General features: G+C 74.1%; 21 protein-coding genes and 1 tRNA gene. 17 read left to right on the top strand and 5 right to left on the bottom strand.

Going from position 1 to position 19,495, the window contains the following annotated elements; genetic code table 11:
• Positions 1-3 precede the first annotated feature (3 nt).
• A complete protein-coding gene (locus ACFC02_RS12825) occupies positions 4-1,026 on the bottom strand; it encodes an acetamidase/formamidase family protein (RefSeq protein ID WP_376355812.1) in 1,023 nt (340 codons plus the stop codon).
• A 339-nt stretch (positions 1,027-1,365) separates the two neighbouring features.
• Here ACFC02_RS12825 and ACFC02_RS12830 point away from each other — a divergent pair, with 339 nt between their 5' ends.
• The 12 genes from ACFC02_RS12830 (at position 1,366) to ACFC02_RS12885 (ending at position 12,766) form a co-directional block, all read left to right on the top strand.
• On the top strand, positions 1,366-3,594 hold the full coding sequence (locus ACFC02_RS12830) for an ATP-binding protein (protein ID WP_376355814.1): 2,229 nt from the start codon (positions 1,366-1,368) through the stop codon (positions 3,592-3,594).
• Between the two features lie 101 nt (positions 3,595-3,695).
• The gene (locus tag ACFC02_RS12835; protein WP_376355816.1) at positions 3,696-4,130 is read left to right on the top strand and encodes a roadblock/LC7 domain-containing protein; all 435 of its coding nucleotides are present in this window, start codon (positions 3,696-3,698) and stop codon (positions 4,128-4,130) included.
• Positions 4,127-4,501, top strand: coding sequence for a DUF742 domain-containing protein (locus ACFC02_RS12840; RefSeq protein ID WP_376355818.1), 375 nt, complete (start codon positions 4,127-4,129; stop codon positions 4,499-4,501). The genes ACFC02_RS12835 and ACFC02_RS12840 overlap by 4 nt, the downstream gene beginning before the upstream one ends.
• Complete coding sequence (locus ACFC02_RS12845) at positions 4,479-5,117, top strand: ATP/GTP-binding protein (RefSeq protein WP_376355820.1); 639 nt, start codon at positions 4,479-4,481, stop codon at positions 5,115-5,117. The genes ACFC02_RS12840 and ACFC02_RS12845 overlap by 23 nt, the downstream gene beginning before the upstream one ends.
• Before the next feature lie 79 nt (positions 5,118-5,196).
• The gene (locus ACFC02_RS12850; protein WP_376355822.1) at positions 5,197-5,907 is read left to right on the top strand and encodes a GAF domain-containing protein; all 711 of its coding nucleotides are present in this window, start codon (positions 5,197-5,199) and stop codon (positions 5,905-5,907) included.
• Positions 5,908-6,210: 303 nt separating this feature from the next.
• Positions 6,211-7,239, top strand: coding sequence for an L-threonine 3-dehydrogenase (gene tdh / locus ACFC02_RS12855; protein ID WP_376355824.1), 1,029 nt, complete (start codon positions 6,211-6,213; stop codon positions 7,237-7,239).
• A gap of 43 nt (positions 7,240-7,282) precedes the next feature.
• On the top strand, positions 7,283-8,482 hold the full coding sequence (locus tag ACFC02_RS12860; RefSeq protein WP_376355827.1) for a glycine C-acetyltransferase: 1,200 nt from the start codon (positions 7,283-7,285) through the stop codon (positions 8,480-8,482).
• 202 nt (positions 8,483-8,684) lie between these two features.
• The gene (locus tag ACFC02_RS12865; RefSeq protein WP_376355829.1) at positions 8,685-9,644 is read left to right on the top strand and encodes a LysR family transcriptional regulator; all 960 of its coding nucleotides are present in this window, start codon (positions 8,685-8,687) and stop codon (positions 9,642-9,644) included.
• A gap of 35 nt (positions 9,645-9,679) precedes the next feature.
• Positions 9,680-10,273, top strand: a complete 594-nt coding sequence (locus ACFC02_RS12870; RefSeq protein WP_376355831.1) for a helix-turn-helix domain-containing protein — start codon at positions 9,680-9,682, stop codon at positions 10,271-10,273.
• Positions 10,274-10,278: 5 nt separating this feature from the next.
• Positions 10,279-10,872: a GNAT family N-acetyltransferase gene (locus ACFC02_RS12875; protein WP_376355919.1), complete on the top strand. Its 594-nt coding sequence runs from the start codon at positions 10,279-10,281 to the stop codon at positions 10,870-10,872.
• Positions 10,873-10,882: 10 nt separating this feature from the next.
• Entirely contained in the window at positions 10,883-11,242 is a 360-nt protein-coding gene (locus tag ACFC02_RS12880; protein WP_376355833.1) for an MmcQ/YjbR family DNA-binding protein, read from the top strand.
• An 81-nt stretch (positions 11,243-11,323) separates the two neighbouring features.
• Complete coding sequence (locus ACFC02_RS12885; RefSeq protein ID WP_376355835.1) at positions 11,324-12,766, top strand: MFS transporter; 1,443 nt, start codon at positions 11,324-11,326, stop codon at positions 12,764-12,766.
• Between the two features lie 45 nt (positions 12,767-12,811).
• On the opposite strand, the gene ACFC02_RS12890 is transcribed toward ACFC02_RS12885, so the two are convergent.
• Positions 12,812-13,726 carry a transketolase family protein gene (locus ACFC02_RS12890; protein ID WP_376355837.1) on the bottom strand — a complete coding sequence of 305 codons (915 nt, stop codon included), beginning with the start codon at positions 13,724-13,726 and terminating at the stop codon, positions 12,812-12,814.
• 132 nt (positions 13,727-13,858) lie between these two features.
• A complete protein-coding gene (locus tag ACFC02_RS12895) occupies positions 13,859-14,566 on the bottom strand; it encodes a transketolase (protein ID WP_376355839.1) in 708 nt (235 codons plus the stop codon).
• Between the two features lie 132 nt (positions 14,567-14,698).
• Here ACFC02_RS12895 and ACFC02_RS12900 point away from each other — a divergent pair.
• Positions 14,699-14,772, top strand: a tRNA-Pro gene (locus tag ACFC02_RS12900).
• 74 nt (positions 14,773-14,846) lie between these two features.
• Here the strand turns inward: ACFC02_RS12900 and cynR are convergent.
• Entirely contained in the window at positions 14,847-15,758 is a 912-nt protein-coding gene (cynR, locus tag ACFC02_RS12905; RefSeq protein ID WP_376355841.1) for a transcriptional regulator CynR, read from the bottom strand.
• A gap of 137 nt (positions 15,759-15,895) precedes the next feature.
• Between cynR and ACFC02_RS12910 the strand changes: the two genes are divergently transcribed.
• The 4 genes from ACFC02_RS12910 to ACFC02_RS12925 all read left to right on the top strand — a co-directional run bounded on the left by ACFC02_RS12910 (position 15,896) and on the right by ACFC02_RS12925 (position 18,542).
• Positions 15,896-16,489, top strand: a complete 594-nt coding sequence (locus ACFC02_RS12910; protein ID WP_376355843.1) for a carbonic anhydrase — start codon at positions 15,896-15,898, stop codon at positions 16,487-16,489.
• Between the two features lie 94 nt (positions 16,490-16,583).
• Entirely contained in the window at positions 16,584-17,054 is a 471-nt protein-coding gene (gene cynS, locus ACFC02_RS12915; RefSeq protein ID WP_360971818.1) for a cyanase, read from the top strand.
• A 327-nt stretch (positions 17,055-17,381) separates the two neighbouring features.
• Entirely contained in the window at positions 17,382-17,882 is a 501-nt protein-coding gene (locus ACFC02_RS12920) for a nucleoside deaminase (protein ID WP_376355846.1), read from the top strand.
• Between the two features lie 159 nt (positions 17,883-18,041).
• Positions 18,042-18,542, top strand: a complete 501-nt coding sequence (locus tag ACFC02_RS12925; RefSeq protein ID WP_376355921.1) for a nucleoside deaminase — start codon at positions 18,042-18,044, stop codon at positions 18,540-18,542.
• A 206-nt stretch (positions 18,543-18,748) separates the two neighbouring features.
• On the opposite strand, the gene ACFC02_RS12930 is transcribed toward ACFC02_RS12925, so the two are convergent.
• Complete coding sequence (locus ACFC02_RS12930) at positions 18,749-19,414, bottom strand: ankyrin repeat domain-containing protein (protein ID WP_376355848.1); 666 nt, start codon at positions 19,412-19,414, stop codon at positions 18,749-18,751.
• Positions 19,415-19,495 lie beyond the last annotated feature (81 nt).

A 19,495-nucleotide genomic window follows, 5' to 3' on the forward strand; every position in this document is an offset into this window, starting at 1 on the left:
GGCTCAGCGCTGCCGCAGGTACCCGGCGCCGAGGTCCCGCAGCCGCTCGTGGATCCCGTCGAAGGCGCGGGCCCGCCCCAGCACCCGCTTGGGCAGCTTGGCGACCATCGTGTACTGGGTGTCGCAGACGTTCGCCGCCGGCGCGAGCCCCGTCTGGCTGACCAACTGGTAGGCGTCCAGCCGGTCGAGTCCGAGCAGCTCGGACGTCCACTGCACGAGGTCGTGCTGACTGATGCGGAACGCGTCCTCCAGCGGCCGGGCATGACCTGTGCTCAGCAGGAACTCGTCGTTCTCCAGCCGGGGCACGGCAGGGGCGCCGCCCTTGACGAGGTCGATGGCCACCACCGTGTTCATGGCCGTCTCCACCGCCGTCCCGCACACCTCGCCCTCGCCCTGGCGGGCATGGCCGTCCCCGACGGCGAGCATCGCACCCTCGACGTTGACCCCGAAGTAGACGGTGGTACCCGCCCGCAGCTCGGGCGTGTCCATGTTGCCGCCGTGGACACCGGGGGAGATGGACATCAGCCGCTCACCCGCCGCCGGGGCCACCCCGACGGTGCCGTGCATCGGGTCCAGCGGCAGGTCCACCGCGAAGTCGCCGCGGGTGGCCTCGAACCGGCAGGTGCCGGCCTCCGTGTCGATGGCGTAGACCCAGACCCGCTCCTCCAGCGCCGGATGCAGCATGGCCGTGGTGTGGGTGGTGGTCAACGCGCCGAAGTGCGGGAACGTACTGGACACACCCCAGTCGCGGGCCGGCGAGATGTCCACGAAGTGCACCGCGAGCGCGTCACCCGGCTCCGCACCGGCGACGGCGATCGGCCCGGTCACCGGGTTCAGGTACGGGAAGGCGCAGACCTGGCTCGGCAGATCGGCGGGCCCGCGCACCCGGCCGCCGAAGCAGTCCTCGGTGGTCAGTTCGACGAGCGAGCCGGGCTCCACCGTCACCACGGGCGAGCCGCCGCCGAAGGCGTACGCGTAGCGCTCGGGGCCGGCGGGGACGCTGATCACCTGGACGGGTGTGGTCATGGGAACGGTTCCTCCTGGGGGGGCGGTGAACGGCGGGGGGATTTCCCGGTCTGTCGTTCTCGGTTCGTCGATCTCGGTCCTCGTTCTCGGTTCGTCGTTCTCGGTCTGTCGTACGAGGCTTTTCGATCTGCCGTACGACGCCTCATACCAGAGCGGGACGATTCCCGGGCGATTTCGTCAACTGCTCATCGCACATGATGCATTGGTGACTACTGTGAGTGTCCGCCGGACGACGTAGAGGCGCTTTCCCGGGCCTGGCCGACCGGCACAGCGATGGCGTATGCCCGCTCGCGCTCCCCGCGCGAGCCTCCAGGCCCGACGGACCAGTACGAGGAACAGATGTCTCACCTCCGCGCACCGGCCGCCCGTCCGGACCGCCGCGAGGGCGGACGGCACGGGCGTCCGGTCGCCCGCACCGTCCCCGCGCCGCCCGACGCCCGCATACGGCCCCAACTGCTGCGCCTCGCGGTGCTGCCGCCGGTCGCGGTGGCACTCAGCGCGGGCGCGGCCGTGCTCTTCACGGTGCGCTCCACCGGCGCCCGGCCCGGACTCGCCCTGTGGGCGGTGCTCGCGGGGGCGCTGTCGGTGGCGCTCGCGGGCATCGTGACCGCAGCCGTCGCCGCCGGGCGCGCCGCCCGGTCCGTGCACGAGCGCCTCGACGCGCTGCGCCGCAGCACCGCGCGCCGCGAGGCCGATCTGCACACGCTCGTCGACGCGCTGCGGCACGGAGAGGCCCCGCCTGCCCGCAAACCGCGCGGCGGACCGCCCGCGGACGCCGACGAGTTCGAACTGCTCGCCGCCGACCTGGCCCGCGCCCACGAGGGGGCGGTCACCGCGGTGGTGCAGGCCACGCAGCTCTCCAGCCAGGCGGGCAGCGAACAGAAGCTGGAGGTCTTCGTCAACCTCGCCCGGCGCCTGCAGTCCCTGGTGCACCGCGAGATCTCCATCCTCGACGAGCTGGAGAACGAGATCGAGGACCCCGACCTGCTCAAGGGCCTCTTCCACGTCGACCACCTCGCCACCCGCATCCGCCGCCACGCCGAGAACCTCGCCGTCCTCGGCGGCGCCGTCTCCCGCCGCCAGTGGAGCCACCCCGTCTCCATGACCGAGGTGCTGCGCTCGGCCATCGCGGAGGTCGAGCAGTACTCGCGGGTCAAACTCGTCCCGCCGATCGACGGCCGCCTGCGCGGCCACGCCGTCGCGGACGTCATCCACCTGCTGGCCGAACTCGTCGAGAACGCCACGGTGTTCTCCGCCCCGCACACCCAGGTCCTGCTGCGCGCGGGCCTCGTGACCTCCGGGCTCGCCGTGGAGGTCGAGGACCGGGGCCTCGGCATGCCGGTCGGCGAACAGGTGCGGATGAACGCCCTGCTGGCCGACCCGGACCAGGTCAACGTGGCCAGCCTGCTCGCGGACGGCCGCATCGGGCTGTTCGTCGTGTCCCAGCTGGCCAGGCGGCACGGAATCAGCGTCCGGGTGCAGACCAACATCTACGGCGGTGTGCAGGCGGTGCTCGTGGTGCCCCAGGCGCTGCTCGGGGCGGAGCCGGGCGCGGGTACGGGGGGAGGGGCAGAGGCAGGGCCCGGTATTCGTACGCGTGTTGGTACGGGTACGGAACTCGCCGGTGCGGGTGACGGACCGGGGGCCGAGCCGGGCGCGGCGATCGACGCGTACCGCCCGCCGGCACCGCCGCCGTACCCGGCTGCTCCGGTCGGGCAGATCGGTGGCTCCGAGCAGACCGGTGGCGTCGAGTGGGCCGGGGGCGCGGAGCACGACGGTGTCGTCGACCAGGCCGGTGGCGCCGAGCAGACAGCTGGCGTCGGGCAGGCCGGTGGCGTAGAGGAGGCCGGTGGCGTCGGTCAGTTCGGTGGCGCCGAGCAGATCGGTGGCGCTGAGCAGGCCGGTGGCGTCGGGCAGATCGGTGGTGCCCGGCAGGACGGTGGCTCCGAGCAGACCGCTGTCGGCGAGCGGGTCGGGGGCGCGGAGCAGGCCGGGCCGGACGAGCGCGCCGGGGACGGTGCCGCTGCCGGGGGCGGCCTCGCCGGGCACGGCCCGCAGCCCGACGTGCCGGCCGTGGGGCGGTCCCTCGCGCCCCCCGCTCCCGCCGACGGTCAGGGGCCCGCACCCCTGCCGCGGCGCGGTGCGGGGCAACGGCGGGCGAACCCCTCGGAAGCGGTCCCGGGCATCCGGCCGCAGGACCGGGCAGCCGTCGCCGCCCACGCGGACATCGTGCCCGTCCCGCGCGTGGACTCCGTGGTGCGCGGCACCATGGACCGACCCCGACTGCCGCGGCGCCGCGCCCAGCAGCACATCGTCCCCCAGTTGCGCGACGCCCCCGCGCCCCGCCAGGACAGCGAGGACGTGGCGGGTCACGACCCCGGCCTGATGGCCGCCTTCCAGCGCGGGATCGGACTCGCCGAGACGCAGGAGCGCCGGGCTTCGCTCCTGCCCCCGGAAACGGACGGGCCACCGGAGCCCGCCCCGGACCCGTCGCCGTCGCCGGACGCGGGCCCGTCCCGCGCCGCGCCGCCGGCCGTACGCCACGACGGGAGCCCGCCCGCCGGATGACCAGCACGCCCACCCCCACCCCCGCGTTCACCCGTACCCCCGCGCTCCCTTCAACCTCCAGCGCCGGAGGGGACCTTCGTACCCCAAGGAGTCGATCCACCATGGCGAGCGATGCGCCGACCGGCCAAGTTTCCGACCTCGACTGGCTGATGAGCGGCCTCGTCCAGCGCGTACCCCACACGACCAGCGCGGTCCTGCTGTCCTGCGACGGACTGGTGAAGTCCGTGCACGGCCTCGACCCCGACAGTGCCGACCACATGGCCGCGCTGGCCTCCGGCCTGTACTCCCTGGGCCGCAGCGCCGGCATCCGCTTCGGCGACGGAGGCGACGTACGGCAGGTCGTCGTCGAACTCGACTCGACCCTGCTGTTCGTCACCACCGCCGGCTCGGGCACCTGTCTCGCCGTGCTCGCGGGCCGCGAGGCCGACGCGGCGGTGCTCGGGTACGAGATGGCGATGCTGGTCAAGAGCGTCCGCCCGTACCTCATGACCGCGCCTCGGCAACACACCGCCGGTTCCCCGGCGTTGCGGCCTTGAGCGCGGCGGCCGGTGACGGGCCCTGGCTCGACGACGCGGCCGGGCGGCTGGTGCGCCCCTTCACGGTCAGCAACGGCCGCACCCTGCCCAGCGTCGCGCTCGACCTCATGTCGCAGGTGATGGCGACCGGGGTGACGCCGCTCGGCTACCTCGGGCCCGAGCACGGCCAGGCACTCGACCTGTGCCTCGGGCCGGTCTCGGTGGCCGAGGTGGCCGCCCACCTGAGACTTCCGGCGGCGGTGGCCAAGGTGCTGCTCTCCGACCTGGTCGACTGCGGCGCCCTGACCACCAAGCCGCCCGTCACCCACCACCATCCCACCGACCGGGCTCTTCTGGAGGCAGTGCTCGATGGACTACGACGACAGCTCTGACCGCGGCGACGGCCCCCGCGGTCACGACGGCCGATCCGATCCCTTCCCCACCGCACTGAAGATCCTGGTGGCGGGCGGGTTCGGGGTGGGCAAGACGACCCTGGTCGGCGCCGTGAGCGAGATCGCGCCGCTCAGCACGGAGGAACTGCTCACTTCGGTCGGCGCCGACACCGACAACCTCGACGGCGTCGAGAACAAGGTCGAGACGACCGTGGCGATGGACTTCGGCCGCATCACCCTGGACCCGCGGCACGTGCTGTACCTGTTCGGCACTCCCGGTCAGGAGCGCTTCTGGTTCATGTGGGACGAGTTGTCGGAGGGTGCCCTGGGCGCGGTGATCCTCGCCGACACCCGCCGCCTGGAGGAGTGCTTCGCCGCCGTCGACTTCTTCGAGCAGCGGGGCCTCGCCTTCATCGTCGCCGTCAACGAGTTCGACGGCGCCTACCGCTACGCCCCCGAGGAGGTCCGCGCCGCGCTCGATCTCGACCCGGCGATCCCCGTCGTGCGCTGCGACGCCCGTATCTCCAGTTCGGGAGTGCAGACCCTGCTGACCCTCGTACGGCACCTCATCGCCCACGCGCCCGAGCCCGCGCCGAGTCACGGGGCCCACCTGTGATGCCCGGCACCACCTCGTCACGGAGCCCGTACATGACACGCCCGTACCCGACCGCCGCCCCGAGCGCCGGAGTCCGGTCATGAGCTACGACCCGCCGCGCCCGGCCGGCCGGCTGCTGCTCACCCCCGAGGACAAGGAGGCGCCCGCCCGGGCGCGGCGGTTGCGCCGGCTGGGTCTGGGAGAGCGGGCCGAACCGGCTCTCGACGCCTTCGCGGACCGGCTCGCCGACCGTACCCGGGCGCCGTACGCCATGGTCAACTTCCCGGGCGAGCACGGGCAGTTCTTCGCCGGACTGCACCGGCCCTCCCGTGACGTCCTGGACGTGGACGCGCCCGGGCCGGTCGGACGACTCAGGCCGGTCGGACGACCCGGAACGGTCGGACCACCACCCGGTCTCCCCGGACCGCTCGGGCCTCCCGGGCCGCCCGGTCCCGGTGAACCGGCCGACCGCGACGGCGACGCCGTCCGGCGGGAACTGGGCCGCCGTCTGGCGCGCGACCACGGGTTCTGTCCCCACGTCGTGGCGCGGGGGAAGGCTCTGGTGCTGGAGGACGTCCGTGACTATCCGCGGTTCGCGGGCAACGCGGTGGTCGACGAGTACGGCATCCGGTCCTATCTCGGAGCCCCGCTCGTCGACAGCACGGGCATGGTGCTGGGCACGGTGTGCGTCGTGGACGTGGAGCCGCGCCCGTGGGGCCGCGAGGGGCTCGGCACCATCAAGGCGGCGGCGGCCGAACTCAGCCGGCGGCTGGGCCGGCGCGAGGCGGCGGCGGAGAGCGTCCCGCGCTGAGCCGGCCGGCGTGAGGGGAGAGGCGGAAGAGGGGAGAGGGCTGCAAGGGCGGGGCGGGGGCGCGGGACGCGCGTGTGAGGGGCGCGAGGGCTGGGGACGGGGCGTGGTGAGGCGTGCGTCGGGCGTGGGAGGAGTGCGTCGGGCCGCGTGAAGGAAACCTGTGGCCGTGCTTAAGAAATCCTCGATGGACCGGGCGTGCCGCCGTAGGGCAGATTGCCAGGTGATTCCACCCCTCACCCCGGACGCGGGTCCTTTCGGCATGCCCCGAACCCGGCCCGGGCCCGATCCACAGGAGCCGTTGCGTTGAAGGCGCTGGTCAAGGAGAAGGCGGAGCCCGGGCTGTGGCTCGCGGACGTGCCCGAGCCCGCCGTCGGACCCGGTGACGTACTGATCAAGGTGCTGCGGACCGGTATCTGCGGTACCGACCTGCACATCCGGGCCTGGGACGGCTGGGCGCAGCAGGCCATCCGCACCCCCCTCGTGGTCGGTCACGAGTTCGTCGGCGAGGTCGTCGCCACCGGCCGTGACGTCAGCGACATCAAGACCGGTGACCGGGTCAGCGGTGAGGGCCACCTGGTGTGCGGCAAGTGCCGCAACTGCCTGGCCGGCCGGCGCCACCTGTGCCGGGCCACCGTCGGTCTGGGCGTGGGCCGCGACGGGGCCTTCGCCGAGTACGTCGCCCTGCCCGCCTCCAACGTGTGGGTGCACCGCGTCCCCGTCGACCTCGACGTGGCCGCGATCTTCGACCCGTTCGGCAACGCCGTGCACACCGCGCTGTCCTTCCCCCTGGTCGGCGAGGACGTCCTGATCACCGGGGCGGGACCGATCGGCCTGATGGCCGCCGCCGTGGCCCGGCACGCCGGCGCGCGCAACGTCGTGATCACCGACGTGAGCGAGGAGCGGCTGGAGCTGGCCCGCAAGGTCGGGGTGAGCCTCGCGATCGACGTCTCCACGTCCACGATCGCCGAGGGCCAGCGCACGCTCGGCCTGCGCGAGGGCTTCGACATCGGCCTGGAGATGTCCGGCCGTCCCGAGGCGATGCGCGACATGATCGCCAACATGACGCACGGCGGCCGGATCGCCATGCTGGGTCTGCCCTCCGAGGAGTTCCCGGTCGACTGGGCCCGCATCGTCACCTCGATGATCACTGTCAAGGGCATCTACGGCCGGGAGATGTTCGAGACCTGGTACGCCATGTCCGTGCTGCTGGAGGGCGGCCTGGACCTCGCCCCGGTGATCACCGGCCGCTACGGCTACGCCGACTTCGAGGCGGCCTTCGCGGACGCCGCGAGCGGCAGGGGCGGCAAGGTCATCCTCGACTGGACCGCCTGACCTCCCCGCGCCCCTCCCCGCCAGCACTTCCAAGGAGCCTGTCATGTTCGACTCCGTGCGCGACGACCTGCGCGCCACCCTCGACGAGATCCGCGCCGCCGGCCTGCACAAGCCCGAGCGCGTCATCGGCACCCCGCAGTCCGCGACCGTCGCCGTCACCGCGGGCGGCCGGCCCGGCGAGGTCCTCAACTTCTGCGCCAACAACTACCTCGGCCTCGCCGACCACCCCGAGGTCGTCGCCGCCGCCCACCAGGCCCTGGACCGGTGGGGCTACGGCATGGCCTCCGTGCGGTTCATCTGCGGCACGCAGGAAGTGCACAAGGAGCTGGAGGGCCGCCTGTCGGCGTTCCTCGGCCAGGAGGACACCATCCTCTACTCCTCCTGCTTCGACGCCAACGGCGGCGTCTTCGAGACGCTGCTCGGGGCCGAGGACGCGGTGATCTCCGACGCCCTCAACCACGCGTCCATCATCGACGGCATCCGTCTGTCCAAGGCCCGCCGCTTCCGCTACGCCAACCGCGACATGGCCGACCTGGAGCGGCAGCTGAAGGAGGCGGACGACGGCGGCGCCCGCCGCAAGCTCGTCGTCACCGACGGCGTCTTCTCGATGGACGGCTACGTCGCCCCGCTGCGCGAGATCTGCGACCTGGCCGACCGCTACGGCGCGATGGTCATGGTCGACGACTCGCACGCCGTCGGCTTCGTCGGCCCCGGCGGGCGCGGCACCCCCGAACTGCACGGCGTCATGGACCGCGTCGACATCATCACGGGCACCCTCGGCAAGGCGCTCGGCGGCGCCTCCGGCGGCTACGTCGCCGCCCGCGCCGAGATCGTCGCGCTGCTGCGCCAGCGGTCCCGGCCGTACCTGTTCTCCAACACCCTCGCCCCGGTGATCGCGGCGGCCTCCCTGAAGGTCCTCGACCTGCTGGAGTCGGCCGATGACCTGCGCGTCCGGCTGGCGGAGAACACCGCGCTCTTCCGCTCCCGGATGAGCGAGGAGGGCTTCGACGTCCTTCCCGGCGACCACGCCATCGCACCCGTGATGATCGGCGACGCGGCCAAGGCGGGGCGGCTGGCGGAACTGCTGCTGGAGCGGGGCGTGTACGTGATCGGCTTCTCGTACCCGGTGGTGCCGCAGGGGCAGGCCCGCATCCGCGTGCAGCTCTCGGCCGCGCACTCGACCGCCGACGTGAACCGCGCGGTGGACGCCTTCGTCGCGGCCCGCGCGGAGCTGGAGGGCTGAGCGCAGCCGGCGGGCCCGGCGAAGCCGATGGGTCCCGTGGAAGCGGTGGGGCCAGTGGAGCCGGTAGGTCCGGAGGTGCCCGTGGTGCCGGTGGTTCCCACGGAGCCGGTGGCCTGAGCGGGGCCGGCGGGCGCTGCGAGGGGCCGGCCGGCTGACCGGTCCCGCGTGTCCGGTGGCCGGTGAGCTTGCGATAATCGGTGCCATGATCGAGGCTCGGCGGCTGCACATCCTGCGGGCGGTGGCCGACCACCGTACGGTGACAGCGGCTGCCGCCGCGCTCTACCTGACCCCCTCGGCGGTCTCCCAGCAGCTCACTGCCCTGGAGCAGGAGACCGGCCACCGGCTGGTGGAACGGGGCGCCAAGGGCGTACGGCTGACCCCGGCCGGTGAGATCCTGCTCAGCCACACCAACGCCGTCCTCGCCCAGCTGGAGCGGGCGGAGGCCGAGCTGGCGGCCTACGGCTCGGGCGAGGCGGGCACCGTCACCGTCGCCTCCTTCGCCACCGGCATCGCCGAGGTCGTCGCGCCCGCCGTGGCCCGCCTGGCGGGGACGGCGCCCGGCATACGCATCCGCGTCCGGGACGCCGAGGGCGACGCGAGCCTGCCGATGGTGCTGGACCGGCAGGTCGAGGTGGCGGTCGCCGTGGAGTACCGGGGCGCACCGTCCGCCGACGACCCCCGCCTGACCCATGTTCCGCTGTACGCCGAGCCCTTCGACGCGGTCGTCCCGGTCACCCACCGCACGGCGGACAGCCCCGAGGTTCCGCTCGCCGAACTGGCCAAGGACCCCTGGATCAGCCCGTACCCCGGCAACCCGTGCCACGACGTGGTCGTCCTGGCCTGCGAGAACGCCGGGTTCCAGCCCCGGATCGAACACTCCTCCGACGACTTCAGGGCGGTCGTCGCGCTCGCCGCGGCCGACGCGGGCGTGGCCCTCGTCCCGCGCTCGGCGCTGCGCGGCATGGACCTGACGGGGGTGGTCGTGCGCCCCGTGGACGGCGTGGCCCCCACGCGCCGGGTCTTCGCCGCGGTGCGCCGGGGCGCCGAGGGGCACCCGCTGATCCGCCCGGTGCTGGACGCGCTGGGCGAGGCGGCCCGGGAGCAGACCGTACGGCCTCACGCGCCGCCCGGGGGAGCGGTGCCCCCGGTGAGCGTTCCGTAACACGGGTGTCTCACATCCGGGATAGCGTCCCGGATATGGAAATCGACGAACCGGCGGAGCGCCTTCCCGTCCCCGGCCCGGTCGACGCCCGCCTCGGCGCCCGGCTGGCCGAGCTGCGGTCCGGACGCGGCTGGTCACTGGGCGAGTTGGCCGAACGCAGCGGAGTGAGCCGGTCGACGCTGTCCCGCGCCGAACGGGCCGAGACCAGCCCCACGGCCGCCCTGCTGAACCGGCTGTGCCACGTCTACGGGCGCACCATGTCCCAGTTGCTCAGCGAGATCGAGACGGAGCCCGCGCCCCTGGTGCGAGCCGGGGAGCAGACGGTGTGGGAGGACCGGGCCTCCGGGTTCGTGCGCCGCTCCGTGTCACCGCCGCACACCGGGCTGCGCGGCGAACTGGTCGAGGCGCGCCTCGCGCCCGGCGCCGACATCGCCTACGACCGCCCGCCCGTGCCCGGCCTGGAGCAGCACATCTGGGTGCTGGACGGCGTGCTCGACGTGGCCGCGCAGGACGCCGAGTACCACCTCCGCGCCGGTGACTGCCTGAGGCTGCGTGTGTGGGGGCCCACGCGGTTCCGGTGCCCGGGGCCCGCACGGGCGCGGTACGTACTGGCGGTGGTGCGGCCGTGACGACGATGACCACGATCCGGCTCGATGCCGCCGAACTCGGCGCACGCGCGGAAGAACTGGCCGACCTGCTGACCGACGCGGTGGCGGGCGGCGCCTCCGTCGGCTTCCTCGCCTCCCTCGACCGGCCCGGCGCGGTCGCCTGGTGGCGGGAGCGGGCGGCGGGCGTGGCGGCGGGCCGGCGTGCCGTATGGGTCGCGCACGACGCGGACGGCCGGGTGGCCGGCACCGTCGGTCTCGACTTCCCCGACAAGCCCAACAGCCGCCACCGGGCCGAGCTGGTCAAGCTCATGGTGCACCGGCGCGCCCGCGGGCAGGGTCTGGGCCGCAGTCTGCTGGCCACCGCGGAGGACGCGGCCCGGGCGGCGGGCATCACCCTGCTCCACCTGGACACCGAGACAGGCAGCCCCGCCGAACGCCTGTACCAGTCGGCCGGCTGGACCCGCCTCGGAGCGATCCCCGACTACGCGGCGGACCCGGCCGGGACGCTGCGGCCGACGACGATCTACTACAAGCAGTCGGGGGCGGCCCGTTCGCTCCGGGCCGCGGCCGGGGGGACGGTCCGGTTCGCCGCCGGGGGCGCTGTCAGTGGGAACGGCTAGCGTGCCGGACATGCAGGATGCCGAAGACGTACGCCGTATCGCCCTGTCCCTGCCGGACACGACGGAGAAGACCGCCTGGAGCATGCCCACGTTCCGGGTCGCGGGCAAGATGTTCGCCACGCTGCCGGAGGACGAGACCTCCATCGCCGTGCGCTGTCCCAAGGAGGAGCGCGCCGAACTGGTCATGGCGGAGCCGGGGAAGTTCTGGATCGCCGGCCACGAGGCGCAGTTCGCCTGGGTGAGGGTGCGCCTTTGCGCGCTGGAGGACGAGGACGAACTGCGCGACGTCCTCGCCGACTCCTGGCGCCAGGCGGCCCCGGCCCGGCTGCTGGACGCCCACCCCGGACTCGGGCTGCCCGCCGGGGGGTGAAAATCCCTCCGGCGTTGTCAGCGGGCCGTGGCATGATCCGGAGGACAGGGGCAGTGGGCGCGGGGAGGGGGTGTCGAGGGGATGACCGGGACACCGGCGCAGTCGTCAACGGAAGGGGCAGCGGTGGCGGGCGGGCAGGACGGCGCCGCCGCGACCGGCGCTGCTCGGGGGAGTGGCGCAGGCGCGACCGGTGCCGTTGATCCGGTCGGTTCTCCGGCCGGCGGTGCGGTCGTTTCTCCGGCCGGCGGTGCGGCACGGCCGGTCTGGTCGCGGGACTTCGCGCTGTTCTTCGTGGCCCGGGCCGTCGCCAGGCTCGGCGACACCATGCTCCCCGTGGCGCTGGCCGCGGGCCTGCTCCAGCACGGGTACGGCGCGGGCGCGGTGGGCCTCGCCATGGCCTCGACGGCCGCCGCCTTCGCCGGGCTCGTGGTCTTCGGCGGCGTCATCGCCGACCGCTTCAGCACCCGCAGACTGATGATCGGCGCCGACCTGGCCCGGCTGGGCACCCAGGCCCTGGCCGCGGTCCTCTTCTACTCCGGGCACGTGGTGCTCTGGGAGATCTGCGCGATCGGATTCGTCAACGGCGTGGCCGGCGCCGTCTTCCAGCCCGGCGTGGCCAGCACGGTGCCCCGGCTCGCCACCGACATCCAGGGGGCCAACGGCGCGATACGGATCGCCGAGTCCGGCGCCCAGCTCGCCGGCCCCGCCGTCGCCGGCCTCCTCGTGGGCTTCGCCTCACCCGGCGGGGTCTTCGCCGCCCACGCAGCCACCTACGCGACCAGCGCCCTGTGCCTGCTGCTGCTCAGACTGCCGCCCCTGCCGTCGTCCCTGCTCTCGCCGCGGCCCGGCAGCGGTCCGGCGGCCGGGCACGGGCCGGGCACCTTCAAGGCCGACCTGGCCGAAGGCTGGCGGGAGTTCAGAGCGCGGACCTGGCTGTGGGGTGTCATCGCGATCTGGTGCCTCTACATGATCGCCGTGTGGGGCCCGACCGTCCCGCTGGTGGCCACCGAGGTGGTCCAGCAGCACGGCCCCCGCGCCTACGGCCTGATCAACTCCGCCCTCGGCGCGGGCACCGTCGTCGGCGGGTTCCTCGCGCTGCGGCTGCGCCCGCGCCGGATGCTGCGCGCGGGGGCGGTCGCGCTGTTCACCTTCGTCTGGTTCCCGGCGGCCGTCGGGGCCGGGCTCGGCGTGGGGGCCATGGCCGCGGGAGCCGCCGTCGCCGGGGCCGGGCAGGCGTTCTGGGGCGTGATGTGGGCGACCAGCGTCCAGACGCAGGTCCCCTCCGACGTCCTCAACCGCATCCACGCCTACGACGTGGCGGGCTCCCTCGCCATGATGCCCGTGGGCCAGGCCCTCGCCGGACCGTCCGCCTCCCTGCTGGGCGCGGGCCATGTGCTGCTGGTGTCCGCGGCGATGAGTCTCGTCGTGCCGGTCGCCCTGCTCGCGGTGCCCGCGATACGCGGCCTCGTCCGCGCCGACGCCCGCGGCCCCCGCCTGATGGGGGCGCACCCCGCGGAGCACTGACCACCCGGCAGCCCCCTCCCCCTCCCCGCCCCGGCCGCTCAGGTCTCAGGCCTGCCGGGCGCCCGCCGCGAGGAACGCGGAGATCCGCTCCCGCAGGGACCGGGCGTCGAGGCCGTGGGCGGCGGCATGCTCGTCGACGGTGCCGTAACGCCGCAGCTCGGCGCGGCCCACCCCGAGGCCGAGGACCCGGTGGGGCACGTCGCGGAGCGCGTCGTTCGCCGCCGCCGTCGAAGTGCCCGCCAGGTACGGCTCGACGAGGACGACATCCGTCCCGGCCGTGCGGACGGCCCGGCGCAGGGCGGCCTCGTCGAAGGGCCGTACGGTCGTCGCGTACAGCACGGTGACGTCCAGGTCCTCCGTCGCGTCGAGCACCGGGTCGAGCAGGGGCCCCACGGCGAGAACGACCCCGCAACGCCCCTCGCGCACCGTCACGAAGTGCTCGCCGTCGACCGGGCGTCCGAGGGCGTTCGACTGCACGGACAGCCGGACGTACACCCGGTCCTCTCCGGCGGCGACCGCGTGCCGCAGCAGCGTCTCGGCCTCGTCCGGGTGCCCGGGGACGTGGACCGTCCAGCCGTCCAGGGTGTCGAGCAGGGCCACGTCACCGGGCGCCATGTGGGTGAATCCGCCGGCGGGCCAGTCGAACGAGGCGGCAGCGCTCACCAGCACCGCGCCGGCCTCCTGGTGTCCCAGGTCCAGCTTCACCTGCTCGAAGGGGCGCTCCACGAGGAAGCTGGCGAAGGTGTGCACCACCGGCCGCATGCCGGTCAGCGCCAGGCCGGCGCCGGCGCCGACGAGGAGCTGCTCGCGGATGCCCACGTTGATCACCCGGTCGGGGTGGCGCCGGCGGGCCGCGGTGAACGCGTCCTTGCCGATCTCGGCGAGGACGACCGCCACCCGTGGGTCCTCGTCGAGGAGCCGGGAGACGACGGGTGCGAAACGGTCGCGCATGGTGTCCATGGGGTGGGTTCCTTCTGCGTCGGGACGAAAGCGACGAAAGCGTGGAGGGGTGCCGGTCGGAGGGCGCGCCCGGACTCCCCGGCGGGGGCCCAGGGGGCGTGGGGCGGGGCGCAGGACGGCAGGCTCAGGTGCTCAGGAGTTCTTCGGCTCCACCCGGGCCACCACCACGTGCGGGCGGCCCGGATGCGGTGCGGTGAACGCCGTGTGGAGCGCTTCGTGGTCGCGGCCGTCGACGGTCACCGCCGACCAGCCGGCCGCCTCGAAACGGGCCGCGACCCCGCCGGGGCGGGCATGACTGGCGGAGGCGTTGTCGACGACCACGGTGTGCAGCTGTTCGAGCCCCGCCGGACCGGCGAACGCGATCGCCTCGTGATTGCTCCCCTCGTCCAGCTCCGCGTCGCCGATCAGCACCCACACCCGGGGGTCGTGCAGGCCCTGCGCGCGCAGCCCGAGGGCCGTCCCGACGGCGATGGGCAGCCCGTGCCCCAGCGACCCGCTGCCGATCTCCACGCCGGGCACCAGCGTGCGGTCCGGATGGTGGCCGAGCGGGGAGTCGTAGGTGCCGAAGTCCGGCAGCCACTGCACCGGCACGAGGCCGCGGGCGGCGAGGACCGCGTAGTAAGCCATCGGGCCGTGCCCCTTGGAGAGCAGGAACCGGTCGCGCTCCGGGTCGTCCTGCCGCCCGGGGCCGACCCGGAGCACCCGGTCGTAGAGGACCCAGAGCACGTCGAGCGTCGACGTGGCCGCGGGGCCGTGCTTCTCGTCGCCCGTCATGAGGCCCATCAGCCGGGGCAGGTCGGCGTACCCGAGGGTGCGCCCGAGTTCTTCGGTGGTCGTCATGCCGACGATCGTGCAACCTCAATCAAGCTTGAGGTCAAGCGTGCGGGGGAAAGGCGTGCGCGACCACCGACCCGAGTGCGGTATGGTTTTCCTGCGCGTTCGACCGGGGGAAGCCCCAGGTCAGACGGGCAACGGGACGTGGCGCAGCTTGGTAGCGCACTTGACTGGGGGTCAAGGGGTCGCAGGTTCAAATCCTGTCGTCCCGACTTGAGAGAGTCGCAGGTCAGGGCCGTTTCGGAGAAATCCGGGACGGCCCTGACGCATGTCCGGGCGCGGGGCGTCACGGTGGGGCGTCGGCGTAGCCGCGGGCCCGGACGACGTCATGCGTGAGGCGGGTGAAGGCGCGGGCGGCGGCGCTCTCGTAGCCGCCCCCGCGCCGCAGGAGCGCGACGGCGCGGACTGGCAGGGCGGGGTCCAGGGGCACCGGCGTGAGATGCGGGTGGTCGTGGGTGATGGCGTCGGGCAGCACCGTGGCGATCGTCGTGCGCCGCACGATCTCGGCCAGGGCCTGCACGGAGTTGGCCTCGACCGCGATGCGCGGCTGCACGCCGTGCGCCGCGAGATGGGCGTCGATGTGCCCGCGCGTGGCGAAGTCCCCGCTGAGCAACGCGAGCTGATGTTCCCTCAGGCACCGGATCGGGAGCGGTGGGGCCGGGTCGCCCTCGGGGTGGTGCCCCCCGGTGACCAGGCTCAGGGTCTCCGTGAACAGGGTCGCCGCCGTGATGCCCGGCAGATGGGCCCCGGCGAAGGCGATGCCCAGGTCGATGTCGTCGGCGAGCAGGGCCGACTCGATGCGGTCCTGGGTCATCTCCCTGACGTCCAGTGTGATCCCGGGGTGCCGCTCGTGCAGCCCGGCGACCAGGGGGCCCACCAGATAGGCGGTGAAGGTCGGCGTGACGGCCAGTCGCAGATGGCCGCGGGTGAGGTCCTGGACGTCCTGGACGGCGCGCTCGGCCGCCGCCAGGTCCCGCAGGGCCCGGCGGGCGTGGCGCGCGTACGTCTCACCGGCGTCGGTCAGCCGCACGCTGCGGCCGGTGCGGTCCAGTAGCTGCGCGCCCACCGTCCGCTCCAGCTGCCTGACCTGCTGGGAGAGGGTCGGTTGCGAGATGCGCAGGTCCTCGGCGGCACGCGTGAAGCTGCCGTGCTCGGCGACGGCCAGCAGGTAGCGCAGATGACGCAGTTCCGGAGCCATGAGCACCACTATAGATGTGACCAATGGAAGACATGAGTGATGCGTCTTGGACGCTATAGGCACAGGTCATGCAAGGTGGACGCATCGAGCCCGACGGGCCCGAACCGAACCCGTCGAACCCACGGAGGGAGTGACCCATGCGCGACCTCGCCGAGGGCGTCACGCGATTCCAGCGGGACGTCCACCCCGCCAAGGCGGACCTGTTCGCCCATCTCACCACGCACCACGCCCCGCACACGCTGTTCATCGGCTGCTCGGACGCCCGCGTCGTCCCCGAGCTGATCACGTCCAGCGAGCCGGGCGAGCTGTTCGTCGTCCGTAACGCGGGCAACCTCGTCCCCGCCTACACGCCGGCCCCGGACGCGATGGCGGCGGGCATCGAGTACGCCGTCGCCGTGCTCGGCGTCTCGGACGTCGTGGTGTGCGGGCACTCCGGCTGCGGCGCGATGACGGCCCTGGCCGAGGCGCACGACCTGAGCGGTGTTCCGGCGGTCGCCCGGTGGCTGCGGCACGCGGAGGCCTCCCGGGCCCGTACCCCGGCCCGCGGGGACGTCGCCGCGCTGGTGCGGCAGAACGTGCTCGCCCAGCTCGCGAACCTGGCCACCCACCCCTCGGTGGCCCGCGCCCTGGCCGAGGGCACCCTCACCGCGCACGGCTGGGTCTACGACATCGCCACCGGCGGCGTCGAGACGGTCACCGCCGGCCACGGTCCCGCCGTGTCGGCGGCCTGACCACGCCTCCACGCCCCCCCACGTCCCGGCCGCCGTCGCCACGTCGCGGCGCGCCGGGTGTTCCCCCACCCTTGAACCCAGGAAGGACCCCCTCATGGTGCATGCCCAGTTCGACCCCGCAGCCCGCCAGGCTCTCGCCGCCACCGCGGTCGAGGCCAAGACCCGCAAGGACCTCAGCTGGCAGCAGATCGCGGACGCGGCCGGCCTCTCGGCGGCCTTCGTGACCGCCGCCGTCCTCGGTCAGCACGCCCTGCCCGCGGACTCCGCCGAGGCCGTCGCCGAACTGCTCGGCCTCGACGACGACGCCGTGATGCTGCTGCAGACCATCCCGACCCGGGGCTCCATCCCCGGCGCCGTCCCCACCGACCCGACCATCTACCGCTTCTACGAGATGCTCCAGGTGTACGGCACCACGCTCAAGGCCCTGGTGCACGAGCAGTTCGGCGACGGCATCATCTCCGCGATCAACTTCAAGCTGGACGTGAAGAAGGTCGCCGACCCGGAGGGCGGCGAGCGTGCCGTGATCACCCTGGACGGCAAGTACCTGCCCACCAAGCCCTTCTGACCGCTCGCGCCCCCGCCCCGCCGATCCCTTCGGGGCGGGGGGCCGGAGGCCGGCGGGCGGGGGGGGCCGGGGCCCCGGGTACCCCCCCGCCCCCCCCCCCCCCCCCCACACCCCCCCCCCCACCACCCCCTTCCGCCCCCCCGCCCCCCCCCCCCGCCCCCCCCGTGGGGGCGGGGGCCCGGTGGCGGGCGGCGGGGGCGGACCGGTCCCCTGGATCCGCCCCGGCCCCGCCGCGCCACCACCTCTCCCACGCCACCAGCCGGGCAAGCCCTGCAAGCCCGGCAATCCGGGCCTCGCAATCCAGGCCAGACAGGAAGGACACGCAGCATGGACTTCGCGCAGCGCACCATCGACATCGCCCGCCGCAACGTCGCCGGGGGCGGACGCCCCTTCGCGACCGTCATCGTCAAGGACGGCGAGGTCATCGCCGAGAGCCCCAACCGGGTCGCCCAGACCAACGACCCCACCGCACACGCCGAGATCCTCGCCATCCGCGAGGCATGCACCAGGCTCGGCACCGAGCACCTGGTCGGCACGACGATCTACGTCCTCGCCCAGCCGTGCCCGATGTGCCTCGGCGCGCTCTACTACTGTTCGCCCGACGAGGTCGTGTTCCTCACCACCCGCGACGCCTACGAGCCGCACTACGTGGACGACCGCAAGTACTTCGAACTCGACACCTTCTACGGCGAGTTCGCCAAGGACTGGGACGAGCGCCGGCTGCCGATGCGGCACGAGCCGCGCGACGCCGCCGTCGAGGTCTACCGGCTCTGGCAGGAACACAACGGCGGCGAGCGCCGGGTCCCGGGTGCCCCCACCGCCGCCTGAAGGAGAGCCGTGAGCCCCACCGAACCGGGGACGAGTCCCACCGAACCGGGGACGAGTCCCAACGAACCCGGGACGAGCCCCAACGATCCGGGGACGAGCCCCACCGAACCGAGGGCGAACCCCACCGGCTCGGGCCCGGTCGAACCGACGCCCGACGACATGCGCTACCTGGAGCGTGCCGTCGAACTGGCGGCCGAGGCGCTGCGGGCCGGGGACGAGCCGTTCGGCTCCCTCCTGGTCGGCGCAGACGGGCGCATCCTGGCGGAGGAGCGCAACCGCGTCCGTACCCTCGGCGACCGGACCCGGCACCCGGAGTTCGAACTGGTCCGCTGGGCCACGGCCCGCCTCACCGAGCGCGAGCGGGCCGCGGCCACCGTCTTCACCTCGGGCGAGCACTGCCCCATGTGCGCCGCCGCCCACGGCTGGGCCGGCCTGGGGACCGTCGTGTACGCCCACTCGGCCGCCCAGCTGACGCGGTGGCTGGCCGACCTCGGAGTGCCGCCGTCCCCGGTGCGCTGCACGCCGATCCAGGACGTGGTGCCCGGACTGGAGGTGCGGGGGCCCGCCCCGGCCCTGACCGGCCGGCTGCACGACCTGCACCGCGCGTTCGCCACAGCACGGCCATCCCCAGCGGACGAGGGCCGACCGCCGGGCGCGTGACCCGGCCCGTGCCGAGGTCGAGTCCGCCCTCGGTGCCTACGGGGCCACCTGAATACGGCTTCCGGACGGCTTCCGGTCCAAGTGCCGGTGCCGGGCGGACGCGGCCGGGGAGCCGGCGCGGCCGTCCGCCGCGCACCCGGCCGCCGCGGCGACGAGCACCGCGCGCCCGACGACCGCGCGCCCGACGACCGTGGAGCGGTGCCGCCTCACCGTCCGGCCTCCGTGTCCCGGGGGCTCTCCGGGGCATGGGGGCCCGGGCGCCCTTCGGCCGCCAGGAGGAGCGCGGCGATCGCGCGGAAGCCGCGGCGCTCGGCGTGGACGCGGGCCGTCGTGCCCTCGGCGTCCGGCAGCAGCGGGTCGGCGCCCGCCGCGAGCAGCACCTCCACCACCTCCTGGTGGGTGCGTCCGCCGTCGCCGAGGATCACCGCCTCCAGCAGGGCCGTCCAGCCGAGCCGGTTGACATGGTTCACGTCGATGGAGGTCTCGGCCAGGACCGCGCGTACGTACGGCACGTGGCCGCGTTCGCTCGCCGGGATCACCGACACCCCGCCGAACCGGTTGGTCAGCGTCACGTCCGGCCGGCCGGGCAGCAGCGCGCGCATCATCGCCACGCTGCCGGTCACGCCGGTCACCAGCCAGGCGCTGTCCTGGCGGCCGTCCCGCGCGTTCACGTCCGCGCCCGCGCCGACCAGCACCTCGGCCACCGCGACCTCGTCGGCGAGGGCCGCCCGCAGCAGCGGCGTACAGCCCTCCTCGTCGCGTGTCTCCAGGTCCGCGCCCGCCGCGAGGGCCGCCCGGACGGCGGGGACGTCGCCGCGCCGCGCGGCCTCCAGCAGGGCGCGGTCGGCAGGGGAAGGTGACTTCTTGGGCACGGCGGAACTCCTCCACGGGGTGGCGGTGACAACGGATGGCGGTGACAACGGGACGGCAGAGCGAACACGCGGTGGCGAGCG

Source organism: Streptomyces sp. NPDC056160, assembly GCF_042268205.1.
GTDB lineage: Bacteria > Actinomycetota > Actinomycetes > Streptomycetales > Streptomycetaceae > Streptomyces.